Source organism: Geobacter sp. PheSNFMC, from assembly GCF_059620965.1.
The window spans coordinates 1-25,014 of record NZ_JCAMRN010000036.1 but is presented as its reverse complement, the minus strand read 5'-3'; the positions used below and the strand labels follow the sequence as shown (position 1 = coordinate 25,014).

Genomic DNA, 25,014 nt, shown 5'->3' with positions numbered 1-25,014 from the left:
ATTGTATCTCTGTGACTTCCTCCGTGTCTCTGTGGCGGATGTTCCGTTGTTGAAAAGGAAAAGATCAATGCCCGAGGAGAAGAAGAATACCGCCATCGACCTCAAGAACCTCAAGGCCGGCGGCTTCATCAAGGAGCGGGGTAAGGATCTCTTCACCGTGCGCCTGCGGGTCCCCGGCGGGCGGCTGCCCGTGGGGCGGCTCAAGAAGATCGCCGAGGTGGCCGAGAAATACGGCCAGGGGATGGTCCATCTCTCGGTGCGCCAGTCGGTGGAGCTGATCAACATCAAATTCAGGGACTTCGACGCCGTGGTGGCCGAGCTGGGGGAGGGGACCCAGAAGGTCGCCTCCTGCGGGGCCCGGGTGCGCGTGCCCACCGCCTGCGGCGGCTGCGAGTACAACCCCAACGGCCTGGTGGACACCCAAAAGTCGGCCCTGGAGGTGGATGAAAAGCTGTTCGGCACCCCCACCGGCCACCACAAGTTCAAGGTCGGCTTTGCCGGCTGCCCCTTTGACTGTCCCAAGTCCGCCACCAATGACGTGGGCTTCCAGGGCGCGGTCTGGCCCGTCCTCTTCGCGGACCACTGCATCGGCTGCGGCCTCTGCGCCAAATCATGCACCGAAGACGCCATTGCCACGGGAGACAACGGCAAGCCCCGCTTCATCCCCGCCAACTGCCTCTACTGCGGCGACTGCCTCAAGGTCTGCCCCACCGAGGCCTGGCGGGCGGGAAAAAAGGGCTACACCGTGCGGATCGGCGGCAAATGGGGCCGCCGTCCCCTGGTGGGCACCCTGTTCGCCGAGTTCCTGCCCGAAGACCAGGTGGTCGACTTCATCGCCGCGGTCCTGGGGTGGTACCAGGAAAAGGCCGAAGGCCAGGGCAGGATCAGGCTCGGCGACGTGATTCGCGCCCAGGGGCCCGAAGCCCTGCTCACCCGCCTGCGGGAGCGCTTCCCCGCCTTCGCGGTCAATGCCACCATTGCCCCCCAGGCCATCGCCACCCAGGTCGGAAAGGAGAAACAGGCCCATGACAACCGTTGATCTGCGCGGGGCAACCTGCCCCACCAATTTCGTCAAAGCAAAGCTGGCGCTGGAAACGGTTGATACCGGCGCAGTGGTCGAATTCCTCCTGGACGACGGCGAGCCGGTCAAGAACGTCCCCCGCAGCCTCAAGGGCGAGGGACACAAACTCCTTGGCCTCAAGGAGGCAGACGGCTACTACGTCCTGACGGTGGAAAAGGGGGAGGAGTAAGGCGCCGAGCTTGTTTCACGGCGTGAGACGGTCGGCATGCGCCGGGTGTTTGGAAGGGATCGGACGGAGCGTCTGGTCCCTTTTCGTTTTTGCCTGCTAGGGAGGGGAAGCGGGCGCACTGGCGTTTTGTCAGGATTTCCCTGGGTTGACCTTTGGTTGGGAATGGTTTATGAGCAGGGGGGCGTAGAGGCACGGTGGTCACGGTGTGGCGCGGTCAACGCAAGCCGGGTGGGCATATCGTTCCGGATGTTGTTCACGGTGTAGATCCGGAAATCATGTGTTTGTGCCGACGGTAAACAGGTGCTATTATCTGGTCTTATAAACGCACCTGTTGGGAGGCCCTATGACCACGAACACAAAGTTTTCCGAGGACATCGTCCCGCTCTCCGATTTAAAGATCAATCCGGGGCGTATTGTCAGCCAGGTGGACAAAACCCACCGGCCGGTGCTTCTGACGAACCGGGGCCGGGGGGTAGCCGTCGTGCAATCCGTCAGGGATTTCGAGGCCGATGCCGAGGAGCGGGCTTTCCTGAAGGCGGTCGTTCAGGGACTCGTTGATATCGAGCAGGGGCGGACCGTGAGTCTGGCCGACGCCAGGAAGCGTCTCGGGCTGGACTGAATCCATGGCGCCCAGGTCAAGCATTGAATTTGCCGAGTCGGCGGCCGCCGATCTGGCGGACATCATCGCCTGGTATGCCGACCAGCAGGTACCCGAGGTGGGGAAGCGCCTGGTCGGGGAGGTTGTCGCCCAGGTGGAGCGGCTCGCCGACTTCCCCGAAAGCGGGCGGATCGTGCCGGAGTTCGAGCTTGCCAATCTGCGTGAGATTATTCATCCGCCGTTTCGGATTGTTTATCGGGTCGATGCTGCCCGCATCCGGATTGTCCGTGTCTGGCGTAGTGAGCGGTTGATGAAGATGGTGGAAGGGAGTGAATGAGGGTGAGTGGGGGTAGTGATAGTGGAGCTGGATGTTTGCGGGTCTGGGTGAGGGATTTGTGTTGACTTGAATTATGTATGGTGTCCCCAGAATTCTCCCCACTTCACCAGCGAGACCGGGCAGGAGCTGACCTTTGGCAACTTCATCCGCTACCACGATTACGAGCCGGAAGTGCTGCTGGCCAAGGAGTCATGGAGTGAGTGGAAAGCCAAGGCCCAACTGGCACCGATTCCAGTCGATCCCGATCTGGCGCGGCTGAAGAAGGCGCTGATCCGGGCCGCCTTCATCAATGGACCAAGGGAAGTAGCACTGCTGCGGCAGGTGCTGGCAATGCTGGCGGCTCGGCAGGTTACCAAAGCGCTGGAACTGGCCGGTTCATCGGCCATGCTGCTCTATTACCGCATCTGGGGGGACAAGGCGGAGAAAGTGGGGGTAGCGTCGCTGGCCGATGCCTTCCAGCGGCTGTCCGCCAATCCGACGGTCTGTGCCGATCTGGACGAGATTCTGGCCTGGTCGCTGGACAGCACCGAGGTTGCCGGTATTGCCCCGGTGCAGTATTCCTTGCCGCTGGAGCTGCACGCCCAGTACGGCATCAGGGAAGTTCAGGCGGCCTTTGGCCGGGCAACGCTGGAGAGCAGCGGCCAGACCGGCATCGGGGTGATGCACTTTGCCGAACAGAAGACTTATGCCCTGCTGGTGACCTTCCAAAAAACGGAAAAGGAGTTCTCCCCCAGCACCATGTATGCGGATTACCCCATCAGCCGGGAGCTGCTGCATTGGGAGTCACAGGCCAACACCGCCCAGCACCACACCGACGGCCAGAACCTGATTCACCATCGGTCGCGGGGATACACGATACTGGTCTTTGCCCGTGGCCAGAAGAAGCGGAACAATGTGACGGTGCCGTTTACCTACCTGGGGCCGGTGGATATGGTGAGTTACGAGAGCGAGCGGCCGATTAAGATGGTCTGGCGGATCAGGTATGCGATGCCGGTGGAGATGTTTGAGGATAATCGAAGGGGTGGGTAGTTATTAAGAAAAGGGGAAAAACAGCGATGGTAAAGCCTCATCATATCGCAAATTTAAAAAAGCATGTCACTCCTCTCACCACCTCTGACGGATATAAGGTCGATGTGTGGGAATTAACTGTTCCTGCATCTGCCGGTCTCAGCTCGTGGGCTGCACATTTTCGACAACATTATTGTTCTGATACAGAGATAGACACCCTCAGAGCTGGCACCGGCCTTTCACGTGCCGAGTATCTAACAGGGTTAGTGTTTCCGGACAAATCAGTTGCTCCTGGACCAGGGATTCGGGCGGGTGACTTCGCAGAGATACTTGTATCTGACTACGTTGAGTACTTGCTTGGGTACTGGGTCCCACGTGAGAAATATGCCGACAAGGCTAGTCGAGATGAGTCGGTAAAGGGGGTAGACATTCTTGGGTTTCACCTGACTTCTCCACCCGCATTGTCTCCCGCAGACACGTTACTTGCCTTTGAAGTCAAAGCGCAGCTTTCAGGTGACAAATACTCCGGACGCTTGCAGACCGCTATAGATGATTCGTCAAAGGACTACCTTCGGCGAGCAATGACTCTGAACGCTACAAAAAGAAGGCTGCTCAAAGCGGGGCAGCACGATAAGGCTCTGGTTGTTCAACGTTTCCAGAATCTCTCAGACTACCCGTTTGTGTACCGCTCTGGTGCAGCTGCTGTTTTATCAGATTCGGCTTATGACGAGACTTTGATACAGAATTCGACGAAGGCAGTGGGGCACCAGAATGCAGGAAGTCTTGAACTTATCGTCATTAGGGGGAAAGAGCTGATGAAGCTAGTGCATGCCTTGTATGAAAGGGCCGCTGATGAGGCATGAGTTCAACAGCCGTCGATTATTCGGTATAACCCGATCAAAAGGCAAAATGTATGAACTCGGGTTGCCAGAGTCTTTGCACATTGCAGTGCCACCGAAAAGTGAGCCACAAGAGTTATTCCTCCTTACTGTTGGCACGTTGGGTGACGTTGCCGCAGCCTTGAGTGATACTGCAAATGACGGAGTGCCGCTGCCACCAACAGCAATTGACGAAGTGGGTTTTTCCGCAAGCTTCTTTGATGCATTCCTAGAATCCAGATTTTCTGAGAGTATCTCGCGCGACACGGCTCTTCTTGCCTCGTCTGCGTACTATCTTGCTCGCCGGCCTGGAAGCAGTATGGTGCTAGCACGTAGAATTCAAATGGATACGGATTCGTCAGTGGATAGACTACTGCATTGGGTTCTCTCGGCTCGGTGGAACGAATATCCAAATGACATACATCCATTCTACGGGGAAGCAATTCACGACGTGGCGAAACTGCTGGCCAATCATTTTTACGACGGCTCAGGTCTTACAGAACTGACATCGGCTATTGACTCATTGAGACATCGTGCTTATGAGGGTGGATCGGCACGTGATCTGCTTTTCATAGATATCATTGCAGCGATTGCAAAGTTGCGCGTGAAAGCCTCTTCCTGGGTCACATTGCCAGATTTCACTGGGATACCGGCTGAAGAATGGGCCACAGCGATTCGTAGACGTGATTTTCCGAAAGAGCTATGGCCGTCTCAGATTTTGCTTGGGCAGGCCGGACTCTTTTCAGGAAAATCGGGCATTGTTCAAATGCCGACAAGTGCAGGAAAAACTCGATCAGTTGAAATTGTGCTTCGAAGTGGATTCCTGTCTGGTCGAACGAGGCTGGCTGTGGTAGTTGCCCCATTCAGGGCACTCTGTCATGAAATTAGCACCTCTTTGCGACATGCTTTCAAAGATGACGATGTCAAAGTTAATGAGCTTTCTGACGCAATCCAACTCGACTTTCTTGATGAAATTGCTGAATTTATAGGAGAAGAGGCCACTACATCACAGTATATTCTTGCTTTAACACCGGAAAAACTCCTCTACGTACTCCGCCAGACGCCAACTCTCGTTAACGACATCGGTATAGTCATATATGATGAAGGTCATCAATTTGATTCTGGCAGCAGAGGTATTACGTATGAACTTCTGCTGACGGAAATTAAAGGACTTCTCCCAACGGGTGCACAAACTGTCCTTGTTTCTGCGGTAATTCAGAACGCACAGGCTATTGCCCAGTGGCTTATGGGAGATGATGCTCAAGTTGTTGGTGGCCGCGGGTTGCTGCCCACTGCCAGATCAGTGGCATTTGCGAGTTGGATTGAGCGACTTGGGCAGCTCATGTTTTTCGAATCGGATAATTATGATCAGCATGATTATTTTGTGCCTCGAGTCATTGAACAACAAGCTCTCACGGGGGATGGTGTAGTTTTCCCTGAGAAGGACAATTCGAAAGACATTTCTCTGTATCTCGGGTTTCGCTTGGTTTCGCAAGGAGCGGTTGCAATTTTTTGTGGACGAAAAGACACGGCGGCGAACATGGCTGCTCGTGCCGTCGAAGTGTTCGAAAGAGGATTAACAATTCCAGCGCCTGCAACTTCAGCTAACCAAGATGAATTGCGGAGGATGAAGAACCTTCTTGGTCGACATTTTGGAGACGCATCAAGCATAACCCTAGCGGCAGCACTTGGGGTTTTCGTTCATCATGGAACTACGCCGCATGGTGTGAGACTTTCCGTCGAATACGCAATGCAGCAGGGCAAGATTAATTTTGTGGCCTGTACATCGACATTGGCTCAAGGTGTTAACCTGCCAATTAGATACTTGATTGTCCCTGGTATCCATCAAGCAGGAGAAAAGATCAAGGTTCGCGATTTCCAGAACTTGGTAGGCCGAGCAGGGCGTTCAGGGATGCACACGGAAGGCCTTATTATCTTTTCTGACCCTAATGTATTTGACAAACGACGTTCGGAACACTGGCGATTCAGGTCCTCTGTTGACCTCTTGTCCTCAGATCGGTCGGAGAGTACAACTAGTTCGCTGTTGGAAATATTTGCTCCATTTCGTAGCAGTGACGGCAAAGGGCTATTGCGGCTACCCACGGAAGGGTTATGTTCCTTCATTCTATTCGGTGAGGACAGTTGGCTTGCTTGGGCCAATGAAGTTGTGAGATTGAATCCGAAGTTCAAATTTAAAGCTCAATCATTAGTGACTGAACTCCGCAGACGACGTAAACTTATTTATGCGGTTGAGAGTTATCTAATGGCAAATCGTGGGGATGGCACTTACGAGGATTTTAGAGCTTCTGCAGAAAGGCTTGCTTCAGCAACTCTTGCCTATCATTTGGCTTCCGATGATGTTAAGCCCAACATAACAGGCCTTTTTGTTTCAGTCGCTGAATATATCCATCAAAATGAACCGACTGCAGAAAAACAGGCTATGTATTCGAAGACACTTCTCGGTGTGAAAAGTGCTAAGGCTATTGAAAGCTGGGTTCGTGACAATCGCGAAGTTCTCCTTTCGTTGAAGTCCAATGAAGACTGGCTGGCACAAGTATGGCAACTTTTCTCTGATCTGTCAGATGATAAGTTTTTCCATGCGGTGGAGCCTAAATCGCTTCCCATTCAATTGGCCCGTCTTTGGATACAAGGTAATTCCTATAATGCTCTTTTTGAAGTCTCGAGTGCCGCAAGAGGGACTAAGCCATGGGGTAGTAAACAACGCAGGCAACTGACAGATGAAGATTTAATCGGTTTCTGCGAGAGTACGCTCGGTTTCGACTGCTGTCTTATTCTTGCGGCAGTAGCGCAGTTTCTCTTTCGTGATGCCAAAATCTCCGACACAACAGCAGCACCTTTGGCTCTATTTCAAAAGTCTCTTAAATACGGACTTCCAGACTGGCTTTCGATTTCGAGTTATGAGTACGGATTTGCAGATCGTGTGGTAGCTCAACACCTCTGCAGCGACGTATGCGCTGAGGGATTTACCGGTCACTTCTTTGCTCCCGCACTCAGGTCTCATCCTAAACTGATCGAAGCAGTCCTTGAACAGTATCCAAGCTATTTTGAGTCTGTCCTCGCGGGTCGCGTACCATGACCGATCTCACCCCCTCCCTCAAACTCTTCTCCTCACTCTCCCGCGCCCCCGGCGCGGTCTGGACAGAGGCTACCAAGCGCAAGGCCCCGCATAAGCCCATCCTCCTGCTGGCGGTGCTGGACCTTGTGCACCGCGGCGTCATCTCCAACCCGTTCATCGACGTCACCGCCGATCTGGTGGAGCTGAACGAGCTGTTCAACCTATACTGGCGGCGGGTGGTGCCGCTGGGGCAGACCAGCAGTATCGCCTTCCCCTTCTCCCGCCTTTCCCGTGAACCGTTCTGGGAGCTGGTCCCCCAACCGGGAAAGACCATCACCGATGCGGTGATCAACAACACCGCCTCCGTCAGCTACCTGCGTAAATACGCCCTGGGGGCGAAGCTGGAAGACGGGCTGTTCCGGGTCATGCAGAGCGGGGAGGGGCGGGAGGCACTGCGGGAAGCGTTGCTCCTTTCCTGCTTCTCACCCGAGGCTGCGGCGCAGCTGCGGGAGCAGTCGATCATCAACCGGGAGGCGTTCGACTACAGCCGTCTGCTGGAGGAGCAGGCGCACCTGCCGCTGGTGAAGGAGATCGTCGAGGCGGACAACTACCGGCCGGCGGTGCGGGACCAGGCGTTCCGCAAGGTGGTAACCACGGCCTACGACCACCGCTGCGCCCTGTGCGGCATCCGTATCGTCACCCCAGACGGCCACACCGTGGTGGAGGCGGCCCATATCGTGCCGTGGAGCAGAAGCCAGAACGACGACATCCGCAACGGCATGGCCCTTTGCCGGCTCTGCCACTGGGGCTTTGACGAGGGAATGCTCGGCGTCTCCGACAGCTACACCGTCATCACCTCCCGCTCCATCGGCATTGATCCCAACTTCCCCGGCCTGCTCCTGACCCTCTCCGGCCGTGGCATCATCCCCCCGACAGACCCGGATAAATCTCCGGCTCGTGAGTATCTGGCCGAACATCGCCGGGCGTGGCGACTTTGATCATTTCCAATAATCCCGTGAGGTATCATGATTCTCAAAAGTAAAGACAGCCGCCAGGAAGACATTCAGGAACTCAACCGCCTGTTGGGGCTCAATCTCTCTGCAAAGCAACGCTTTCTCGTGGAACGGGAACTGAAGTGCCTTCAGGCAGGTGAACGCAACGAACAGAATTCAGCCTACTATCTGGACTTCAGCTACAAGGATTCCCAGAACTGGGCGGTGATCCATGACCTGCGGATAGAGCATCGGGGAAGGGTGGCACAGATAGATCATCTCTTGATCAACCGCTTTCTGGATGTCTATGTGCTGGAGTCGAAGAACTACTATTATGGGATCAAGATTACCCCTGAAGGGGAGTTTCTGGTTTGGAACGGCAAGGGCTACCAAGCTATAGAGTCTCCTGTCGAGCAGAATGCTCGCCATATCCAGGCACTTCAGATGAGTGTCGATGACCGCAATCTTGCCCCTCGTCGGTTTTGTTTTGCAATTTCGATCAATTACCGCAATTTCGTGCTGCTGGCGCCAACGTCAAAAATTATCAGGCCGGAAAAGGCACCATTTGATCTTTCCTCAATCGTGAAGGCAGATGCTTTCGTTTCATACATCGATCAGATAATGGACAAGAAATCGATCATCGAGGCGCCGAAGCTCATCGGCAGCGATACCCTACGCGATTTTGCAGAGAAGCTGGTGCGTTTGCACCGGCCGGGCTCGTTTGATTACGCGGCGAAGTTTGGCGTTGCGGAAGTTGAAGGGGCCAACGCTGTTTCAGCTCCTCCTGTAGTCGCGATGCCGGAAGCCCCGACCTATGGGCCAGATACCGATGCGCCGGCAAACAAGCCTGCATGCAGGAATTGCCGGAACGAGAACCTGACCATTGTCTATGGCAAATTCGGTTACTACTTCAAATGCGGAGTCTGCGACGGCAATACTCCGATAAAAATTACCTGCGGCAAAGATGGCCACAACGAGCGCATTCGCAAGGAAGGACAGAAGTTTTTCCGAGAGTGCGCGGATTGCGGCAGCAGCAAGCTGTTTTTCGTAAATCCCTAAAGAACGACGTGAAACATGAGGGGCAGTGCCATGACTGATAAAAACAAAAACCAGATCGTTCTTTACCAAAGTTCGGATGGCGGCACTTCCCTCGAAGTACATCTTGACCATGAAACCGTCTGGCTGACCCAGAAGCAGATGGCCGAACTGTTCGGCAAAAACAGCGACACCATTTGACTTCATGGGGGGACTGCATGAACAGAGCCGATAACGCCATTGTCCTTTATCAGACTCCTGACGGGGCTTCTTCGCCTGAAGTTCGCCTTGACCATGACACTGTCTGGCTCACCCAGAAGCAGATGACAGAGTTGTTTGGCAAAAACAGCGACACAATCGGTATCGAAAAATGACGCCAGATCGTTACGACACATCGCGCCTCATTGAGGACCAATATGAGCCCGGCTCCAACGGGACAGTGCTGCGCAACAAAAAGGGTATCACCGATTCTGTGGAAATGGGAGAAGCCGAGACAAATGCTCTGTGGCGGGCCCAGAGGAAACTCATCGGGGAGGTGACGAACGATCAGCCCTTCACAGTTGAGGATATCTGCATGATGCATCGCCTCTGGCTGAAGAGCATCTATCCGTGGGCCGGCCAGTTTCGTGGCGTTAACATCAGCAAGGGAGGATTCGATTTCGCTCAGGCCCGTTTTATCCCTGCGTTGATGGACGAGTTCGAACGCAAACAGTTGCGAGAATATACACCCTGCTGTTTGGGTGGGAGGGATGAGGCCGCCCACGCCCTGGCCGAGGTGCATGTTGAATTGATGCTGATTCATCCCTTCCGCGAAGGAAATGGACGATTAGGCCGTCTGCTGGCAACGTTAATGGCGTTGCAGGCTGGTTTGCCGGTCCTTGATTTCAGTTTGTTGGATGGCGATCGACGGGAAGAATACTTTGCCGCGGTTCAGGCAGGGCTGGATAGAAATTATCTGCCGATGAAGCGGTTGTTTGCGGAGATTATCGAGAGGTCTTTACCAGCTTCGTAGGAACTCCATCGTCTTTTTTCCGGGAGACGAAGCGTCCACTCTTTGCATCGCGTGTTACCACTATCCCCTCGATAGCCGAAGAAGATGCGACATTGCGGGCCAATGCCTTGTTGCGAGTGGCAGCATCTTTCAGGTAGGGATTGGTTTCGAGCAGCGACTTTTTCATGGGGGCAGTATATCGTATCCTTTGGCGGGTCGCCAATGTAAATTTCCCCAATAGCTCACTCGGTAGAGCACGTGGCTGTTAACCGCCGTCGAGGGATTATTAGTCGTATGTGTCTGAATCGCTGGATTCTAAGTCCAGTGCGTCTGTGACAGCCGACAAGCGATCACCAGACCCCCAGTCTGGTGGTCGCTTGTCGGCAACGCGGCTGGGGTCGGACCAAGCTAATAAGCCGAAATTATAAAGTTATTCCGATAATAAAGGCGCATTATCGGCCTTAGAAGCACATTTTTGCCGTGAAAAGTGAGGCCTTAAGAAATGGCACGGGCAAATCGCCATCACATGGGGAAAAATGAAGGGTCACACTCCCAAGCTGCCAAGATGAACGGCAGATACGAACCGCGATGAACATCGACGGCACATACAAAATCACTGAAATGGAAGCATGGGACAAGGACGCCATTGACCTTGTGGAACCGGGGTCTATCCGCATCACGGGAAGGCGGGGGGACGTTGTTGATTGGTTGACTAGCACAGCAGTAGGGTCATCCACGTTGACAAGTTGCAGCAGCGAAGTCTCAACCACGGCCCGCAAACCCCGCTTACATCATCCTCTACCACATTGTCTTCCGTTGACAGTAACGATGGTCAGCCCGTTTTCTGAGTGACGACCACTGTTACCGTTGCTACCTCCTGCTGCGAATACTGCCGGTGAAATGTATCCTAAACGCCTCTGCCGTTGCTGCCGGTTGTTGAATATTTCAATATATTCCCAGATCTCATGAATTCCCTCCACCCAGGTTCCGCATTTTTGCGGCTTCATCCGCTGGAGTATTGCCGAAGAATCGTTTGAATTCCCGGCTGAACTGAGATGCACTCTCGTAGCCGACCCGCCCGGATGCAGCGTTTGCGGTAAGGCCGTCCTGTACCATAAGCATCCGGGCTTTATGCAGTCTGATGCTTTTGAGGTACTGTAGCGGAGATGCCGAAGTCACCTGCTTGAAGTTGTGGTGAAACGTCGACACGCTCATGCCGGCCTCACCGGCAAGGGTTTCAATGTTCAACTCGTGCTGATAAGACGCATGGATAAGTCGTATCGCCCGGGCAATCTGGCTGAAACGGTTGTGTCGTATGGCCACTGCCCTCAACGCGCCCCCCTGCTCCCCGCAAAGCACCCTGTAGGTAATCTCTCTCATGGTCTGCGGCCCGAGAATACGGCTGTCAACGGGTGACCGCAGGCATTCCAGCAGCCTCACCGTGGCATCAATCAGTTCACCGGTCAACGGTGCCGAATAAATACCCCTCGGAACGGTTCCGTTCATTGCTATGTCCGTATCCATTTCCATCAGCAACTCTGCTAATGTTGCCGGATCCACCCGCATGGAAACAGCCAGCAAGGGTTCTTCAGGGCTGGCCTCTGTCTCACATACAAGCGGCAATGGTACCGAAAGCACCAGGTAATTGTACGGATCATAAGTATAGACCTGATCTCCCAGGTAACTTGTCTTGCGCCCTTGCCCCACAATCACGATACAGGGGTCATAGAGCATGGGAATGGGGGGGCTGTATTTATCCGACCGCATGAATTGAACCCCCTCAAGAATTGAGGAAGAAAGCCCTTCTCCCGTTGCCAGGGAATCAAGTAATTCCACCAATCTTCGTTCTCGCAGCGATTCTGATGCCTGCGTCATTTGGCCCCCCTGCGGCATTATTGTGTTTCGTTCGAAAATATAACAGATATACGTAATTTATTGCAATATCATGTGTTGGTCGGCAGAAATAGGCAATACTTCAATAGGAATGTATATTGTCGGCTCAATCGATTCAGCTTAGTATCTGACCATGGTTCGCGCCAAATATGCGCGGCAAAAAGGCAGCATGTGTACCAATCATCGCCCATGTGCAGGTAACCGGCAACACAGCGTTGCACAAAAACACAAAGGAGAAATATCATGTCAACATTCATTGTCCCGCGCGAAACGTACCACGGTCTCGGTTCGTTGGAAAACCTGAAAGCAATTGAAGGTAAAAAAGCTGTTATTGTTACTGGCAGTGGTTCCATGAAGAAATACGGATTCCTTGACAAGACCATCAACTTGTTAAAGGAAGCCGGTATGGAGTCGGCTGTTTTCGAGGGGGTCGAGGCTGATCCATCAGTCGAAACAGTGATGAGAGGCGTGGCGTTTTTTAACCGTGAGAAACCTGATATCATAATAGGCCTGGGAGGGTGCTCGGCCATTGATGCAGCCAAAGCCATGTGGGTTTTCTATGAATATCCAGAGGCAACTTTTGAGGAAATCATCAAGCCTTTTTCGGTAAAACCACTGCGCAACAAGGCGCGTTTCGTGGCGATCCCTTCCACCAGCGGGACAGGCACCGAAGCCACGTGCGCATCAATTATCACCGACACCGGCAAAGGGATTAAATATCCCATTGTCTCATACGAGATATGTCCTGACATCGCCATTGTCGATGGGGACTTGGCCAAGAGCATGCCGAAGAATGTCACCGCCGACACGGGCATGGATGCGTTGTCCCATGATGTGGAGGCCTTTGTTGCCGCATTGGCAAGCCCTTACAGCGATGCCATGGCCCTCGATTCAATCCGCTCGATCTTTGTCAATCTTCCGCGGGCTTTTGAGGACGGAAACAACCTGGAGGTTCGGCAAGCCATGCACGATGCCTCCTGTATGGGAGGGGTGGCCTTTTCCAATGCATTACTCGGGATTGTTCACTCCATTGCCCACCAGATCGGCGGCATGTTCAGCATCCCGCACGGTCGCGCCAACGCCATCCTGATGCCGAACGTGATACGCTTCAATAGCCGCGACACAGACAAGTATCGACTTCTGGCCCAGGCTCTTGGCAAGGAAACCGCTGAGGATTTTGCCGGAGAGATCGAGCGCCTCAGGCAACGTGTGGGGATTGAGGGGAGCTTCAAGGCCTACGGTATTGACCCGACGGCCTGGAAGGAAAAGCTTGACGCCATGGTGCAGAATGCCATGGATGATCCCTGCACTGGTACCAATCCACGGAAACCGACTTTGGAAGAGATGAAAAAGATATTTGAAGCATGTTTTGACGGCAAGATCGTAAAATTCTAGTCATTTTTTGTAACAAGACTGATGCCCTGTAAATGGGGTAGCTCAATTCCACGTATATTGGAGATAGCCATGGCTGTTGGTTGGTCCCGCGATGGTGCCGTGCAGGAACAGATAGACGCTACGGTGGAGTCTGAAATCGAGTTGGCGAGAAAACGACTGCCGGTCGGCGAAAGTTTGACCCATTGTGAGGAGTGCGATGCTGCCATACCAGAAGCACGCCGCAAGGCACTGCCCGGAGTTCGCTATTGTGTTGCTTGTCAATCGGAAGTCGAAAGAAATCAGAAGTCAGCAGCGCTCTATAATCGAAGAGGGAGCAAAGATAGTCAACTGAAGTAAAACCTATTTGAATAGATAGGCAGTATTCCCCTGAAACACCAGGCAGTTTCTACTTAGTCGAGCAGTAACAAGCTCATTTCACCACCCGATAACGCTCGTAAGTGCGACAACCAAGGGATGCCGTTAACATCAAAGGCCTGCAGCAATCGTTGCAGGCCTTTTTGTTTTTGTTGAACCTTCTGCTTTGCGTTGCACAAGAGCTGCGGATATTTTTGATCCTGCACGATAATACTGCGTTGCCGCAATTGAGCATTTTGTCCGGCGGCCGTCTTGTTTCAGCAGCTTGTCATTATGATTCGTCAGTTACGAAGATTTACCACCTGCGAATCCCCCCTGACTCCCCGCCACATGCCCCCGGTACATCGCATAATTCGCCTTGAGAATGTCGCTGATCGGCAATTCGTACGGACAGCGCGCGATGCAGGCCCCGCATTCGGTGCAAAGGGGCACCGTTTCCATGGCTTTCCTGCAGAAATCCGCCGCAACGGCCGGCGACATGCGCGAGGCAACGATCGGGTAGCCCATGGCCGGGGTGATCATCACCCCCTGGGGGCAGGGCTGGCAGTATTCGCAGCGGCGGCAGAACCGTTTGCCCAGCTCGCGGCGGTACTGTTCCATGATCGCCAGGTCCTGCTCGGTGACGACGTTGTCGCGTTCGTAGAATGAAAGGACCTCGTCCACCTGGGCGCAGGACTCGAATCCCGGGATCGGGAAGATGCCGTCGTGGCTGCGGAGGTAGGTAAAGGCCACGGCGGCATTGTCGATCACGCCGCCCCCGAACGGTTTCATGCAGATGAAGGCCATGCCCGCGTTGCGGGCCGCGCCGAGCAACTCATCCCTGGCCCCTTCCTCGATCAGGTTGAAGGGGAACTGGATCGTGTCGAACAGGCCGGTGCGGACCAGCTTGAGGGCCATCTCCAGGTTATGGGAGGTGACCCCCACGTGCCTGACCTTGCCGGCGGCCTTGGCGGCCATGGCCGCTTCCAGCGCGCCCGACGGGCCCGTGACCTCGGCCCAGTCCTTTTCCTGGGCGATCTGGTGCAGCTGGTAGAGGTCCAGGTAATCGGTGCCCAGCTTCCGGAGGCTGTTCTCCACGTGGCCGGTTACGCCCTCGGCGCTCCGCAGCAGGCTCTTGGTGGCGATGACCACCTTGTGGCGGATGCCGGCAAAGGCGATCCCCATCTTCTCTTCGCTGTCGCGATAGGCGTTGGCCGTGTCGAAGAAGGTGATCCCCCGGTCGAAGGCGTGCCGGAGGACCCGGACCGCTTCGTCTTGGGGCAGGCGGATGATGGGGATGCAGCCGAAGCCGCATTCCGAAACGGTCAGGTCGGTGGAGCCGAGCGGCAGGTATTTCATCTGGTCACCTCAAACTGATGTGCCGGGTTCGTGCACAACGTAGCGGGGAGGGTGGAATGCGCGGCGCACGCGAACGAGGTAGCGAGGCCTACGTGTTGGCACGTTGAGCTGTTGGGCAGGCGGCAACAGAGCAGGCCGGCCCCGCAGCAGTTTTGCATAGAGGTTCGTGTTTCAGCCCGTCAACTCTTCGGCAGATAGGCCGGGGTGTTGTGCGGCGCGGCCCGGACGTACTGGGCGGGCCAGGGGGACGGATGCCCCAGTTCCCGGGCCGCCCTGAGGGGCCAGTAGGGATCGCGCAGCAGTTCCCGCGCCAGCAGCACCAGGTCGGCCTGGCCGGAACGGATGATGTGGTCTGCCTGGGCCGGGGCCGTGATCAGGCCGACTGACCCGGTTTTGCCGCCGGTCTCCCGCCTGATCCGTTCGGCAAACTGGGTCTGGTAGCCGGCGCCCAGGGGGATCCGGGCATGGGGGGCGCTGCCGCCGGACGAGCAGTCGATCAGATCGACCCCCAGCGGCAGGAGCCGGCGCACCAGTTCCACCGACTGCTCGATGTCCCAGCCCCCTTCGACCCAGTCGGTGGCCGAGATCCTGACCCAGAGCGGCAGGTGCTCGGGCCAGACCTCCCTGACCGCGGTAACGACGGTCCGGAGCAGCCGGGTGCGGTTTTCGAAGCTGCCGCCGTACTGGTCGGTGCGCTGGTTGCTGAGGGGCGAGAGGAACTGGTGCAGCAGGTAGCCGTGGGCTGCGTGGATCTCGGCGATCTGGAACCCGGCCAGCAGGGAGCGGCGGGCCGCGTCCACGAAGGCCGCCGTGATGGCGTCGATCTCCCCGGTGCTCAGTTCCTGCGGTACGATGCACCCCTCGTCAAAGGGGATGGGGCTGGGGGCCACGATGGGCCAGCCCCCCTCGGCCCCGGACAGGGTGGCGGTCCGCTGTTCCCACGGGGCCGGGGTGCTCGCCTTGCGGCCGGCATGGGCCAGCTGGATGCCGGCGGCGCTACCGCGCCGGGTGATGAAGTGGACGATGCGGGCCAGAAATTCGATGTGCTCGTCGCGCCAGATGCCGAGGTCTTGGGGGCTGATCCGCCCCTGGGGGGTGACGGCGGTGGCCTCGGTCAGCACCAGGCCGGCGCCGCCGGCCGCGCGGCTGCCCAGATGGACCAGGTGCCAGTCGTTGGCAAAGCCGTCTTCGCTGGAATACATGCACATGGGGGATACGGCGATGCGGTTGGGCAGGGTCAGGCTGCGTATGGTCAAGGGCTCGAAGAGATGTGACATGGCATGCCTCCTTGGAACGTGGTTCGCGGGCAGGGCGCCCGGTCCGGGCAGCCGGTGATTCCGGTGCCCTGGTTACAGCATAGCACCGAATTCGCCGTTGCGAACCGGGGCGCGTGCTCCGGCCGGAATGGCGCTACTCCAGCACCCGGAAGACCGCCGCGAAATCCTCGTCGGCATGGCCGGCGGCACGGGCGCGCTTGAAGCTCTCGTTGGCCGTGGCCGAGCCGTGGAGCGGCTGGCCGAGCCGGTCGCCCAGCTCGACGGCCAGGCGCAGGTCCTTCTGCATGTGCTTGAGGGGGAAGCTGGCCGGGAACTCGCCGCTCAGGAGCAGTTGCCCCTTGCCCTTGAACATGGGATTGGCCATTGCCCCGGCATCCAGCACCTCCAGCAGTTGGCCGCCGTCGAGGCCGCATTTCCGCCCCAGGGCCATCCCCTCGCCCAGGGCCGTCATCATCTGGCCCATGATCATGTTGACTACCAGCTTCATCCGCGCCCCTTGGCCCACCTGGCCCAGGTGGAGGCATGTCTTGCCCAGTACGGCAAAGGCCGGCCCGGCTTCGTCGAAGAGGCTCCGGTCGCCCGCGGCCAGGATGATCAGGGTGCCGTCCTCGGCCGGCTTTTTGGTGCCCGAGACCGGGGCCTCCAGGAACCGTCCCCCGCGTGCGGTGACAGCCGCGCCGATGGCGGTGCTGGTTTCGTCGTCCACCGTGGACATGTCGATGTAGCCGCGGCCGCCGCCGATCCCCTCCAGCACCCCGTTGGGCCCGAAGCAGACCTCCTTCGCCGCGGCCGGGTCGGCCAGCATGGCAATGGTGATGTCGCAGGCGGCGCACACCTCTGCGGGGCTTGACGCCTGCCGGGCGCCCAGGGCGACCAGGGGGGCGCACTTGGCGGGATTGCGGTTCCAGACGGTAACGTCGAATCCAGCCCGCACCAGGTTGGCCGCCATGGGGCCTCCCATGATGCCGAGCCCGAGAAAGCCGTATGTTGTCATCTGCTGCTCCTTTCCTGACCCCGCCGATGGGCGGGCAGCGCACGGGTATCGTTGAGTATGAGGATAGACCCGGGCGGCATAGAGTTCAAGAGCAGTTCTTGCCGAAGGAGTGTCCGCTTCTGTCGGTGGCCGGAAAATATCCCGGTTTCCGGCTGAAGTCTGCTACGTTGCTTCGGTCGGGCGGAGTTCTCGCTGTGGCTGCCAGGAGGTGCAACCATGGACGGCAGGACGGTGGGAATGATGCAGCGGGAGCACTTGGCCGGGGTGGTCGGGGCGCCGCGGTGACGGAAGGGGGTGCCCCCTCGCTGCCGGAGGAGCAGGGGGGCAGGGGAAGGGTGTTGCAACCGGGACAACTGCACGGGGCTGACCGGCGGATGCTGCGGCAATCCCGCACCGCATCCGCCGGTCACTGCGATCAGTCGATCCTGAAGTTCCCCACCACGTTCTCGAGCTGATGGGCCTGCAGGGAAAGCTGGGCCGCCGCTGCGGAGACCTCCTCGGCGCCCCGGGCGGTCTGCTGGACCACGTCGGAGATCTGCTGGATGTTGGAGGTGATCTCGCCGGTGGTGGCGGTCTGCTCTTCGGCGGCTGTGGCGATCTGATTGATCTGCATGGTCACGTCGTTGATCCGGTCCAGGATCTCGGCCAGGGCCTGACCCGACTTGTGGGAGGTGACGGAGCCCTTTTCGACCTCCCTGACACCTTCTTCCATGGCTTGGACCGCCGCCCTGGTTTCGTTCTGGATGGCCTTGATCATGCCGCTGATCTCTTTGGTGGCCGCAGTGGTGCGCTCGGCCAGGGCCCTGACCTCGTCGGCCACCACGGCGAACCCGCGTCCCTGCTCGCCGGCCCGGGCCGCCTCGATGGCGGCGTTGAGGGCCAGCAGGTTGGTCTGGTCGGCGATGTCCTCGATGGTGCCGATGATCTCGCCGATCTGCTCGGAGCGCCGGCCCAGTGCATCCACGGTGCTGGCGGTCTGCTTGACCCGCTCGGCGATGATGACCATCCCGTTGTTCGTTTCCTGAACCACTGCGGAACCGCTTGTGGCGGTCATGCTGGTGCCCTTGGAGCTTTCCGCGGCCAGGGTGCAGTTTTGCGCGATGTCCCGGCTGGTGGACGACATCTCCTCGCTGGCCGCGGCAACGGCGCCCACCTGGCAGGCAACTTCTTCAGAACCGGTGGCAATCTGGTCGGAGGTGGCATGGAGTTGGTTGGATGCGGATGCGATGCCGTGGGAGATGCTTATGGCTTCGGAGATCAGTTGCCGCAGGCTGTCCACCATGTTACCCATGGCCGCCATCAGTTGTGCCGTTTCGTCCTTGCCGGTTGCCTCGACCTCCACGGTCAGGTCACCGGCGGCAAGTCTGTTGGCCACCCGAACCCCCTCTGCCAGGGGAGTGGTGATGGAGCGGGCAATGGCCAGTCCGAAGGCGCCGGCGAGCAGTACCCCCACTATCGTCGCGACAAGGGAAATCATACTGCTTAACCGGTACATGTGGGAGCTTTGCTCGTATTCGTCCCTGGCCACGTTCATCTGGTCGTTCACCAGCCCGCTGAACTTTTCCGACACCGGATCGATGACAGAGTAGAGCTCTGAAGCCGCAAATGCTGCCAAGGCGTCGGCATCTTCAGCGTGCAGGATCGAGGAGAGCCGCTCCAGCGCGGCATCGGCCGCTTTCATCAACGGCTTGATCTCTTCAACGTGTTCCCTTTCCTCGGCGACCAGGTTCGTGGCAAGATACGTTTTCCACTGATCGGCGATGGTCTTTTTCGCCTCGTCTACTCGCGTGCGGCCCTCCGCCCAGGTAATGTTTTTGTCACGCACCTTGTGCGACGCATCAACGATGTTTACCGCATACATGTCCGCGATGACCTTCAGGTCGCGAAGGTGGACGACGCGATCCTTGTAAACCCTGTCCAGGCCGCTGTTGGCCAATCTCGCGCTGTTGAGCCCCAGGGCGCCGATAACGATCAACAGGACCGACATGAAGCCTATCAATCCGTACAGGCGGGTTCCGATGCTCAGATTTGTCAATTTCACGTTTGACCTCCTCCGGTTTGACGTTTTGATGCTTATCGGACGTAAACACTATTACTTGAGGTGGTTGTAGTACAAATTTTTCTGGTTGTGACTAAAAGTAGTAATGAATATGGGGTGTTGATTCCGATATTGTACCTAGTTGAACGGTCGTGATTCTGCCGGCGATGCCCGCTTCGCTCTGAAGACCGGCGATCATGAATTTGCGCCCCTATTTTTGCAAAGCCGTATGCGATAATTGTCCGGACAGAGGGGTGACGGGCGAGAGACAACAGTTGCCGTTGCTTTGGGAAAAAACACGCAAGGAGATGCTGATATTATGGACCGATCATCCCGTAATCGGCTTGCGGAAAGGCATATCCCCCGGTTCAGCGGGGATACCCTGTTCGACGGCATTGCCCGGGCAGTCTGCCGTGCGGGCTGTCTGCCGCGCAAGGAGCTGTACGAGGCGTGGGAGGTGGCGCGGCGGGTGCGCCGGCGCTTCCGGGGCGGGCGGGTGGTGGACCTGGCCTGCGGCCACGGCCTGCTGGCCTGGATCATGCTGCTGCTGGACGACAGTTCACCCGTAGCCCTGGCCGTGGACCGGCGTGTCCCGCCGAGCGCCACGGCACTGGCCGCGGCCCTGGAGGACGATTGGCCGCGTCTGCGGGGGCGCGTCCGGTTGCTGGAGGCGGATCTGGCGGAGGTGGCATTGGGCCGGGACGATCTGGTCGTCTCGGCCCATGCCTGCGGGGGGCTGACTGACCTGGTGCTGGAGCGGGCGGTGGCTGCCGGGGCGCGGGTGGCGGTGCTCCCCTGCTGCCACGATCTGGCCGGGGCCGACCTGGCCGGGCTGCAGGGGTGGCTGGACGGGCCCCTGGCCATGGATGTGCTGCGCGCGGCCGGCCTGCGGGAACGGGGCTACCGGGTCTTTACCCAGCAGATACCGGGGGATATCTCGCCCAAAAACCGGCTGCTGCTGGCCGAGCCTGTCTCTTTCAGTCCCTGCCGATGACCGAGCTCCAGGTTTCCCCCTCCAGGAAGCTCCCGGCAACGTTGGCTTCCATCTCCCTGAACCGGGCGAAGGGGATGGTGAAGGTCAGTTTGTCGCTCGCTCCCTGGCTCTTCAGGTAGTTGCGGGCAGAAATGTCGGTCAGGCCGATCAGGCAGCGGGGCGCGGAGGATTGGGCCTCCCGGTAGGACATGATTCCCACCACCTGGCAGGCGGCCAAGTAAGGGACAGCCACGTTCTCGAAGCCGGGGCGGTCGTAGTTGGCCAGGATCACCAGGGCGGAGAGCTGGTCCGGGGTGACCAGGAAGGTGACCGAGACCGGGGATTCCCGCTCCGGGTCCACCAGGGACAGGGGCTTCATTACTACGTAGGGGGCGGGAACCTCGGTGATGGGCGCTGCGGCCACGAACTTTTCCACCAGTTCCGGGGATTTTTTGTAGCGTTCGCCGTGCAGGAAGTGCTCGACGAATTCGCTGCGGGCTCCGGCGTTCTTCATGGCCTCAGCCATGGCACTGCCGGCCGGGTCCGAGGAGTTGCCGGTGGAGAGGAAGCGGCAGAAGCCGGGGATGCCGCCGGGAAACGACTCGTAGGCATTGCCGAAACCCAGGCCGACCCCGCCGCCGACGCAGCCATAGGTCTCCCGGTCGAAGACGCCGGTCTTGCCCCGGCTGGCCGCGGCCAGGAGGAACATGACGCACCCCCAACTCCCCGTGGCGAACTGTCCGGCGCCCTCCGGCTTCTCATCGGCAAAGAGCACTGCCACCGGTTCCGTTTCCAGTCTAATGGCTTTTCCAATCGTGCTTTCCATTGATCCTCCCGGCCCCGGGCGGCCCGGGGCGATTAGTTGTTTTCAGCAGTCGCGGAACAGGGTAGGGCGCTTTTCCAGAAAGGCGCCCACCCCCACCTTCTGGTCAGCCGTGGAGAAGCTGTGGGCACAAAGCGCGGCCTCGTCTGGCCTGCTCAGTGTTCAGGCCGTTGTTCACCGCCTCCTTGCAGAGTCCCACGGCAACCATGCCCTTGGCGTCAATGGCATGTTCGGGATGCTGCCGTGAATGAGTTATTATATCAAGGGAATTCTCTCGGGCAGGTGTGCCTTGACCGCGGAAGCGGTGATATTTGTCTTGACGCGTCCCGTCCCGTCGTTTATGATGATATTCACTTTCAGTTGAGGGTCGGCCATGAAGCGGGCAAAAAAGCAAATTTTCCATGATTACATCGCCAAGCACGGGCTCAAGTCGACCCGCCAGCGGGATATCATTCTTGATGCCTTCCTTTCCACCGACCGCCACCTGAGCATCGAGGAGCTGTACCTCAGGCTCAGGGCCAGGCACCCGAACATCGGCTACGCCACGGTCTATCGCACCCTCAAGCTGTTCGCGGAATCGGGCATCGCCCGGGAGATGCAGTTCGGGGACGGCCAGACCCGCTACGAGCACGTGTTGGAAGGGGAGCACCACGACCACCTGGTCTGTACCGGGTGCGGCGCCATCATCGAGTTCGAGAACGAGGCCATCGAGAAGCTGCAGAACGATGTGGCCGCGGCCCACGGCTTCGTCATCACTACCCACAAGTTGGAGTTGTACGGCCTCTGCGCCGCCTGTCGCAAAGAGGGCTGATCGTGCCGCGCCGTTCAACGGTCCGGCACTTTTCCCGCGACGATGCCTGAAAGTGATTTTCACTAACATAAGAGGCCCATGCAAAACGGTATGAAGGAGGCCGGGATTGCAGGCGCAAGCGAGCGAGGAAGCGAGGCGTACCCGTTGGTGCGTTGAGCTTTTGAGCGAGCGGCAGCTCCGCAGACCGGCCCCGCAGTAGTTCTGCACGAGCCTCAACTATTCAATGAGGAGTTTGATACATGGGACTATTCGAGCGGAAGCGCTCTCTCCCCGCTGACGGCACTCCGGCCGGCGCCGGCACCAGGAAGGTGGCCCTGGTGGGAAACCCCAACGTGGGGAAGAGCGTGCTCTTCAATGCCCTGACCGGGGCCTATGTGGCGGTTTCCAACTATCCGGGCACCTCGGTGGAGGTCTCCCGGGGCAGTGCCGCCTTCGAGGGGGGCTCCTGGGAGATCATCGACACCCCCGGCATGTATTCCATCCTGCCCATCACCGAAGAGGAGCGGGTTGCCCGTGAAATTCTCCTGACCGAGCGCCCCGACGTGGTGCTCCACGTTCTCGACGCCCGCAACCTGGAGCGGATGCTGGTCATGACCCTCCAACTGGTGGAGGCGGGGCTGCCGGTGATCCTGGTGGTGAACATCATGGACGAGGCGGAGCGGATGGGGCTGGAGATCGACATCCCGCTCCTGGCGGAGAAGCTCGGCATCCCGGTCATCGGCGCCGCCACGGCCAAGAAGCGGGGGCTGCCCGAGATCAGGAAGGCCATCGCCTCCTACGAGGCCGCGCGCCATGCGAGCTTCGGCTACAGCCGGCGCCTGGAAGGGGACATCACCGAGATCGCCGGGCAGCTCCGGGGGGACTACACCCTTTCCGGCAAATCCCTGGCCCTTCTGCTGCTTCAGCGGGACGAGGAGATCGCTGCCCTGGTGGCCGGCAAAGAGGGGGAGAGGGCTTCGTCCATTGCGGAGAAGGTGAGGGAGAAGACCTTCGAGCGCCGGGAATCCTTCCACCTGGACCTGTCCCTGGAGCGCAAGGGGATCGTCAAGGGACTCCTGGCCGGAGTGCTCAGAACCCCTGAAAAACGCCGGGTCACCGCGGGCGAACGGCTTTCGTCCTGGGCGGTGCATCCCCTGACCGGCGTGCCGCTGCTGCTGGCGGTGCTCTACTACGGCCTCTATCAGTTCGTGGGGGTCTTCGGGGCCGGCACCCTGGTGGACTTCCTGGAAGGGACCCTGTTCGAGGAGTATTTCAACCCCTGGATCATAGGCGTCGTCAACGGCATCGTGCCGTGGGAGATCATCCGGGAGCTGATCGTGGGCGAGTACGGGGTCATCACCCTGGGGCTGCGCTACGCCGTGGGGATCATCCTCCCCATCGTGGCCACCTTTTTCCTGTTCTTCTCGATGCTGGAGGACAGCGGCTACTTCCCGCGCCTGGCCCTCCTGGTGGACCGGATCTTCAAGAAGTTCGGCCTCACCGGCCGGGCGGTGATCCCCATGGTGCTCGGCTTCGGCTGCGACACGATGGCCACCATGGTCACCCGCACCCTGGAAACCACCCGCGAGCGGATCATAGCCACGGTGCTCCTGGCCCTGGCCATCCCCTGCTCGGCCCAGCTCGGGGTCATCATGGCGCTCCTCTCCAAGGCCCCGGGGGCGCTGCTGGTCTGGAGCGCCTGTCTCCTGCTGATCTTCCTGGTGGTGGGGCTTTTATCGGCCAAGGTGATGCCCGGCGAAACCCCCATGTTCTACATGGAACTTCCACCCATGAGGCTGCCCCAGCTCTCCAACGTCATCACCAAGACCTACACCCGGATGCAGTGGTACTTCATGGAGATCCTGCCGCTCTTCATCCTGGCGTCGGTGTTGCTCTGGCTGGGCAAGATCACCAACTTCTTCGACAAGCTCGTCAACTGGATGGAGCCGGTCATGGCCTTCATCGGCCTTCCCCGCGACGCGGCCGTGGCCTTCATCTTCGGGTTCTTCCGCCGCGACTACGGCGCCGCCGGCCTCTACGACCTCCAGGCCAAGGGGCTCATGGACCCGCGCCAACTGGTGGTGGCGGCCGTGACTCTCACCCTGTTCGTCCCCTGTGTCGCCCAGTTCCTCATGATGAAGAAGGAGCGGGGAATCAAAACCGCCGGTCTCATCGCCCTGTTCGTTTCCGTGGTGGCCGTTGGCTCTGGCTGGGCGCTCAACCGTTTCATCCTTTTCACGGGGATCCTATGATTCGCTGCGGCTTTTGCGGTCACGAATTCGCCGAGGATGAGGGAATCCGCTCCTGCGGCAAATGCGGCAAGCCGGGCGGCTGCCGGATGGTGCGCTGCCCCAAATGCTTTTACGAGAATCCGCCTGAAGCCAAGGCGCCGAAAGTGGTAAGGAAGATGATAGACTTGCTGAAGAAATAACCGGCCCAACCATACATGCAAAGGAGCACCCATATGAAGTTGTCCGACAAGGCAGAAGAAATCCTCGAAGCCCTCTGGATCGCCTGCGAGGAGGAGGGGAAGAGCCATCTGGAGATGGAGGAAATCAAGGTCCCCGCCGCTGACCCCGCCTATGGCGAACTGGCCTTGCTCGCCTTCATCGAGGTCCGGGAGGGGCGGGCCTACCTCCGCCCCGAGGGGAAGGACGAGGGGAAGCGGACCGTCCGGCGGCACCGCCTTGCCGAGCGGCTCATGATGGACGTACTCAACATCCGGGGCGACCATGCCGAGGACAAGGCGTGCGAGTTCGAGCACCTGCTCCACGAAGGGGTCGACGCCAAGGTCTGCACCATGCTCAACCACCCCGCCACCTGTCCCCACGGCAAGCCGATCCCTCCGGGCGACTGCTGCGACGAGGCCCGCCAGAGCGGCGACCTGGGTGTAGTTCCCCTCACCGAGCTCAAGGCCGGCGAAGAAGGCGAAATCGCCTACCTGGCCACCGGCGACGACATCAAGATGCGCAAG

The 25,014-nt window shown here is 58.4% G+C and carries 24 protein-coding genes and 1 pseudogene; 19 read left to right on the top strand and 6 right to left on the bottom strand.

The window, feature by feature from the left end; genetic code table 11:
* Nucleotides 1-67: 67 nt before the first annotated feature.
* The 12 genes and pseudogenes from AC6CDK_RS09765 (at nucleotide 68) to AC6CDK_RS09710 (ending at nucleotide 10,186) form a co-directional block, all read left to right on the top strand.
* The gene (locus AC6CDK_RS09765) at nucleotides 68-1,039 is read left to right on the top strand and encodes a ferredoxin-like domain-containing protein (RefSeq protein WP_066357599.1); all 972 of its coding nucleotides are present in this window, start codon (nucleotides 68-70) and stop codon (nucleotides 1,037-1,039) included.
* Nucleotides 1,026-1,250 (top strand): sulfurtransferase TusA family protein, encoded by a 225-nt coding sequence (locus AC6CDK_RS09760; RefSeq protein WP_066357597.1) that lies wholly within the window; start codon nucleotides 1,026-1,028, stop codon nucleotides 1,248-1,250. Before AC6CDK_RS09765 ends, AC6CDK_RS09760 begins: the two co-directional genes overlap by 14 nt.
* Nucleotides 1,251-1,593: 343 nt before the next feature.
* Nucleotides 1,594-1,869: a type II toxin-antitoxin system Phd/YefM family antitoxin gene (locus tag AC6CDK_RS09755; RefSeq protein WP_119332362.1), complete on the top strand. Its 276-nt coding sequence runs from the start codon at nucleotides 1,594-1,596 to the stop codon at nucleotides 1,867-1,869.
* A 4-nt stretch (nucleotides 1,870-1,873) separates the two neighbouring features.
* Nucleotides 1,874-2,185: a type II toxin-antitoxin system RelE/ParE family toxin gene (locus AC6CDK_RS09750; protein WP_192905330.1), complete on the top strand. Its 312-nt coding sequence runs from the start codon at nucleotides 1,874-1,876 to the stop codon at nucleotides 2,183-2,185.
* A 99-nt stretch (nucleotides 2,186-2,284) separates the two neighbouring features.
* Nucleotides 2,285-3,214 (top strand): annotated as a pseudogene (locus tag AC6CDK_RS09745) (DUF3427 domain-containing protein); the annotation flags it as partial.
* 26 nt (nucleotides 3,215-3,240) lie between these two features.
* Nucleotides 3,241-4,056, top strand: a complete 816-nt coding sequence (locus tag AC6CDK_RS09740; protein WP_066357591.1) for a Hachiman antiphage defense system protein HamA — start codon at nucleotides 3,241-3,243, stop codon at nucleotides 4,054-4,056.
* A 46-nt stretch (nucleotides 4,057-4,102) separates the two neighbouring features.
* Nucleotides 4,103-7,168 (top strand): DEAD/DEAH box helicase, encoded by a 3,066-nt coding sequence (locus AC6CDK_RS09735; RefSeq protein WP_496639813.1) that lies wholly within the window; start codon nucleotides 4,103-4,105, stop codon nucleotides 7,166-7,168.
* A complete protein-coding gene (locus AC6CDK_RS09730) occupies nucleotides 7,165-8,145 on the top strand; it encodes an HNH endonuclease (RefSeq protein WP_066357589.1) in 981 nt (326 codons plus the stop codon). The genes AC6CDK_RS09735 and AC6CDK_RS09730 overlap by 4 nt, the downstream gene beginning before the upstream one ends.
* A gap of 27 nt (nucleotides 8,146-8,172) precedes the next feature.
* Nucleotides 8,173-9,198 (top strand): nuclease-related domain-containing protein, encoded by a 1,026-nt coding sequence (locus AC6CDK_RS09725; protein ID WP_066357588.1) that lies wholly within the window; start codon nucleotides 8,173-8,175, stop codon nucleotides 9,196-9,198.
* A gap of 30 nt (nucleotides 9,199-9,228) precedes the next feature.
* A complete protein-coding gene (locus AC6CDK_RS09720) occupies nucleotides 9,229-9,375 on the top strand; it encodes a virulence RhuM family protein (protein WP_158514098.1) in 147 nt (48 codons plus the stop codon).
* Between the two features lie 17 nt (nucleotides 9,376-9,392).
* On the top strand, nucleotides 9,393-9,548 hold the full coding sequence (locus AC6CDK_RS09715; protein ID WP_226048291.1) for a virulence RhuM family protein: 156 nt from the start codon (nucleotides 9,393-9,395) through the stop codon (nucleotides 9,546-9,548).
* Nucleotides 9,545-10,186: a Fic/DOC family protein gene (locus AC6CDK_RS09710; protein WP_066357587.1), complete on the top strand. Its 642-nt coding sequence runs from the start codon at nucleotides 9,545-9,547 to the stop codon at nucleotides 10,184-10,186. Before AC6CDK_RS09715 ends, AC6CDK_RS09710 begins: the two co-directional genes overlap by 4 nt.
* 942 nt (nucleotides 10,187-11,128) lie before the next feature.
* On the opposite strand, the gene AC6CDK_RS09705 is transcribed toward AC6CDK_RS09710, so the two are convergent.
* Nucleotides 11,129-12,040: an AraC family transcriptional regulator gene (locus AC6CDK_RS09705; protein ID WP_066358355.1), complete on the bottom strand. Its 912-nt coding sequence runs from the start codon at nucleotides 12,038-12,040 to the stop codon at nucleotides 11,129-11,131.
* Nucleotides 12,041-12,301: 261 nt separating this feature from the next.
* Between AC6CDK_RS09705 and AC6CDK_RS09700 the strand changes: the two genes are divergently transcribed.
* Both AC6CDK_RS09700 and AC6CDK_RS09695 read left to right on the top strand, forming a co-directional pair.
* A complete protein-coding gene (locus AC6CDK_RS09700; RefSeq protein WP_192905329.1) occupies nucleotides 12,302-13,453 on the top strand; it encodes an iron-containing alcohol dehydrogenase in 1,152 nt (383 codons plus the stop codon).
* Nucleotides 13,454-13,522: 69 nt separating this feature from the next.
* Entirely contained in the window at nucleotides 13,523-13,789 is a 267-nt protein-coding gene (locus AC6CDK_RS09695; protein WP_045668466.1) for a DksA/TraR family C4-type zinc finger protein, read from the top strand.
* Between the two features lie 303 nt (nucleotides 13,790-14,092).
* On the opposite strand, the gene AC6CDK_RS09690 is transcribed toward AC6CDK_RS09695, so the two are convergent.
* From AC6CDK_RS09690 to AC6CDK_RS09675, 4 genes are all read right to left on the bottom strand, one after another.
* The gene (locus AC6CDK_RS09690; protein WP_192905328.1) at nucleotides 14,093-15,145 is read right to left on the bottom strand and encodes an aldo/keto reductase; all 1,053 of its coding nucleotides are present in this window, start codon (nucleotides 15,143-15,145) and stop codon (nucleotides 14,093-14,095) included.
* A 179-nt stretch (nucleotides 15,146-15,324) separates the two neighbouring features.
* Entirely contained in the window at nucleotides 15,325-16,422 is a 1,098-nt protein-coding gene (locus tag AC6CDK_RS09685) for an NADH:flavin oxidoreductase/NADH oxidase (RefSeq protein ID WP_192905327.1), read from the bottom strand.
* A gap of 133 nt (nucleotides 16,423-16,555) precedes the next feature.
* On the bottom strand, nucleotides 16,556-17,416 hold the full coding sequence (locus tag AC6CDK_RS09680) for an NAD(P)-dependent oxidoreductase (protein WP_192905326.1): 861 nt from the start codon (nucleotides 17,414-17,416) through the stop codon (nucleotides 16,556-16,558).
* A 415-nt stretch (nucleotides 17,417-17,831) separates the two neighbouring features.
* Nucleotides 17,832-19,457: a methyl-accepting chemotaxis protein gene (locus AC6CDK_RS09675; RefSeq protein ID WP_192905325.1), complete on the bottom strand. Its 1,626-nt coding sequence runs from the start codon at nucleotides 19,455-19,457 to the stop codon at nucleotides 17,832-17,834.
* Between the two features lie 316 nt (nucleotides 19,458-19,773).
* Here AC6CDK_RS09675 and AC6CDK_RS09670 point away from each other — a divergent pair, with 316 nt between their 5' ends.
* Nucleotides 19,774-20,448: a methyltransferase gene (locus AC6CDK_RS09670; protein ID WP_039645364.1), complete on the top strand. Its 675-nt coding sequence runs from the start codon at nucleotides 19,774-19,776 to the stop codon at nucleotides 20,446-20,448.
* Here the strand turns inward: AC6CDK_RS09670 and AC6CDK_RS09665 are convergent.
* On the bottom strand, nucleotides 20,432-21,253 hold the full coding sequence (locus AC6CDK_RS09665; protein WP_192905324.1) for a DUF169 domain-containing protein: 822 nt from the start codon (nucleotides 21,251-21,253) through the stop codon (nucleotides 20,432-20,434). The genes AC6CDK_RS09670 and AC6CDK_RS09665 overlap by 17 nt on opposite strands.
* 370 nt (nucleotides 21,254-21,623) lie before the next feature.
* On the opposite strand from AC6CDK_RS09665, the gene AC6CDK_RS09660 reads away from it, so the two are divergent.
* The 4 genes from AC6CDK_RS09660 to AC6CDK_RS09645 form a co-directional block, all read left to right on the top strand.
* A complete protein-coding gene (locus AC6CDK_RS09660) occupies nucleotides 21,624-22,061 on the top strand; it encodes a Fur family transcriptional regulator (RefSeq protein WP_039645360.1) in 438 nt (145 codons plus the stop codon).
* A 239-nt stretch (nucleotides 22,062-22,300) separates the two neighbouring features.
* Nucleotides 22,301-24,292, top strand: coding sequence for a ferrous iron transport protein B (gene feoB, locus AC6CDK_RS09655; protein ID WP_192905323.1), 1,992 nt, complete (start codon nucleotides 22,301-22,303; stop codon nucleotides 24,290-24,292).
* A complete protein-coding gene (locus AC6CDK_RS09650; RefSeq protein WP_039645355.1) occupies nucleotides 24,289-24,471 on the top strand; it encodes a hypothetical protein in 183 nt (60 codons plus the stop codon). Before feoB ends, AC6CDK_RS09650 begins: the two co-directional genes overlap by 4 nt.
* A gap of 33 nt (nucleotides 24,472-24,504) precedes the next feature.
* A partial coding sequence (locus tag AC6CDK_RS09645; RefSeq protein ID WP_496639812.1) for an iron dependent repressor, metal binding and dimerization domain protein occupies nucleotides 24,505-25,014 on the top strand: 510 nt, incomplete at its 3' end.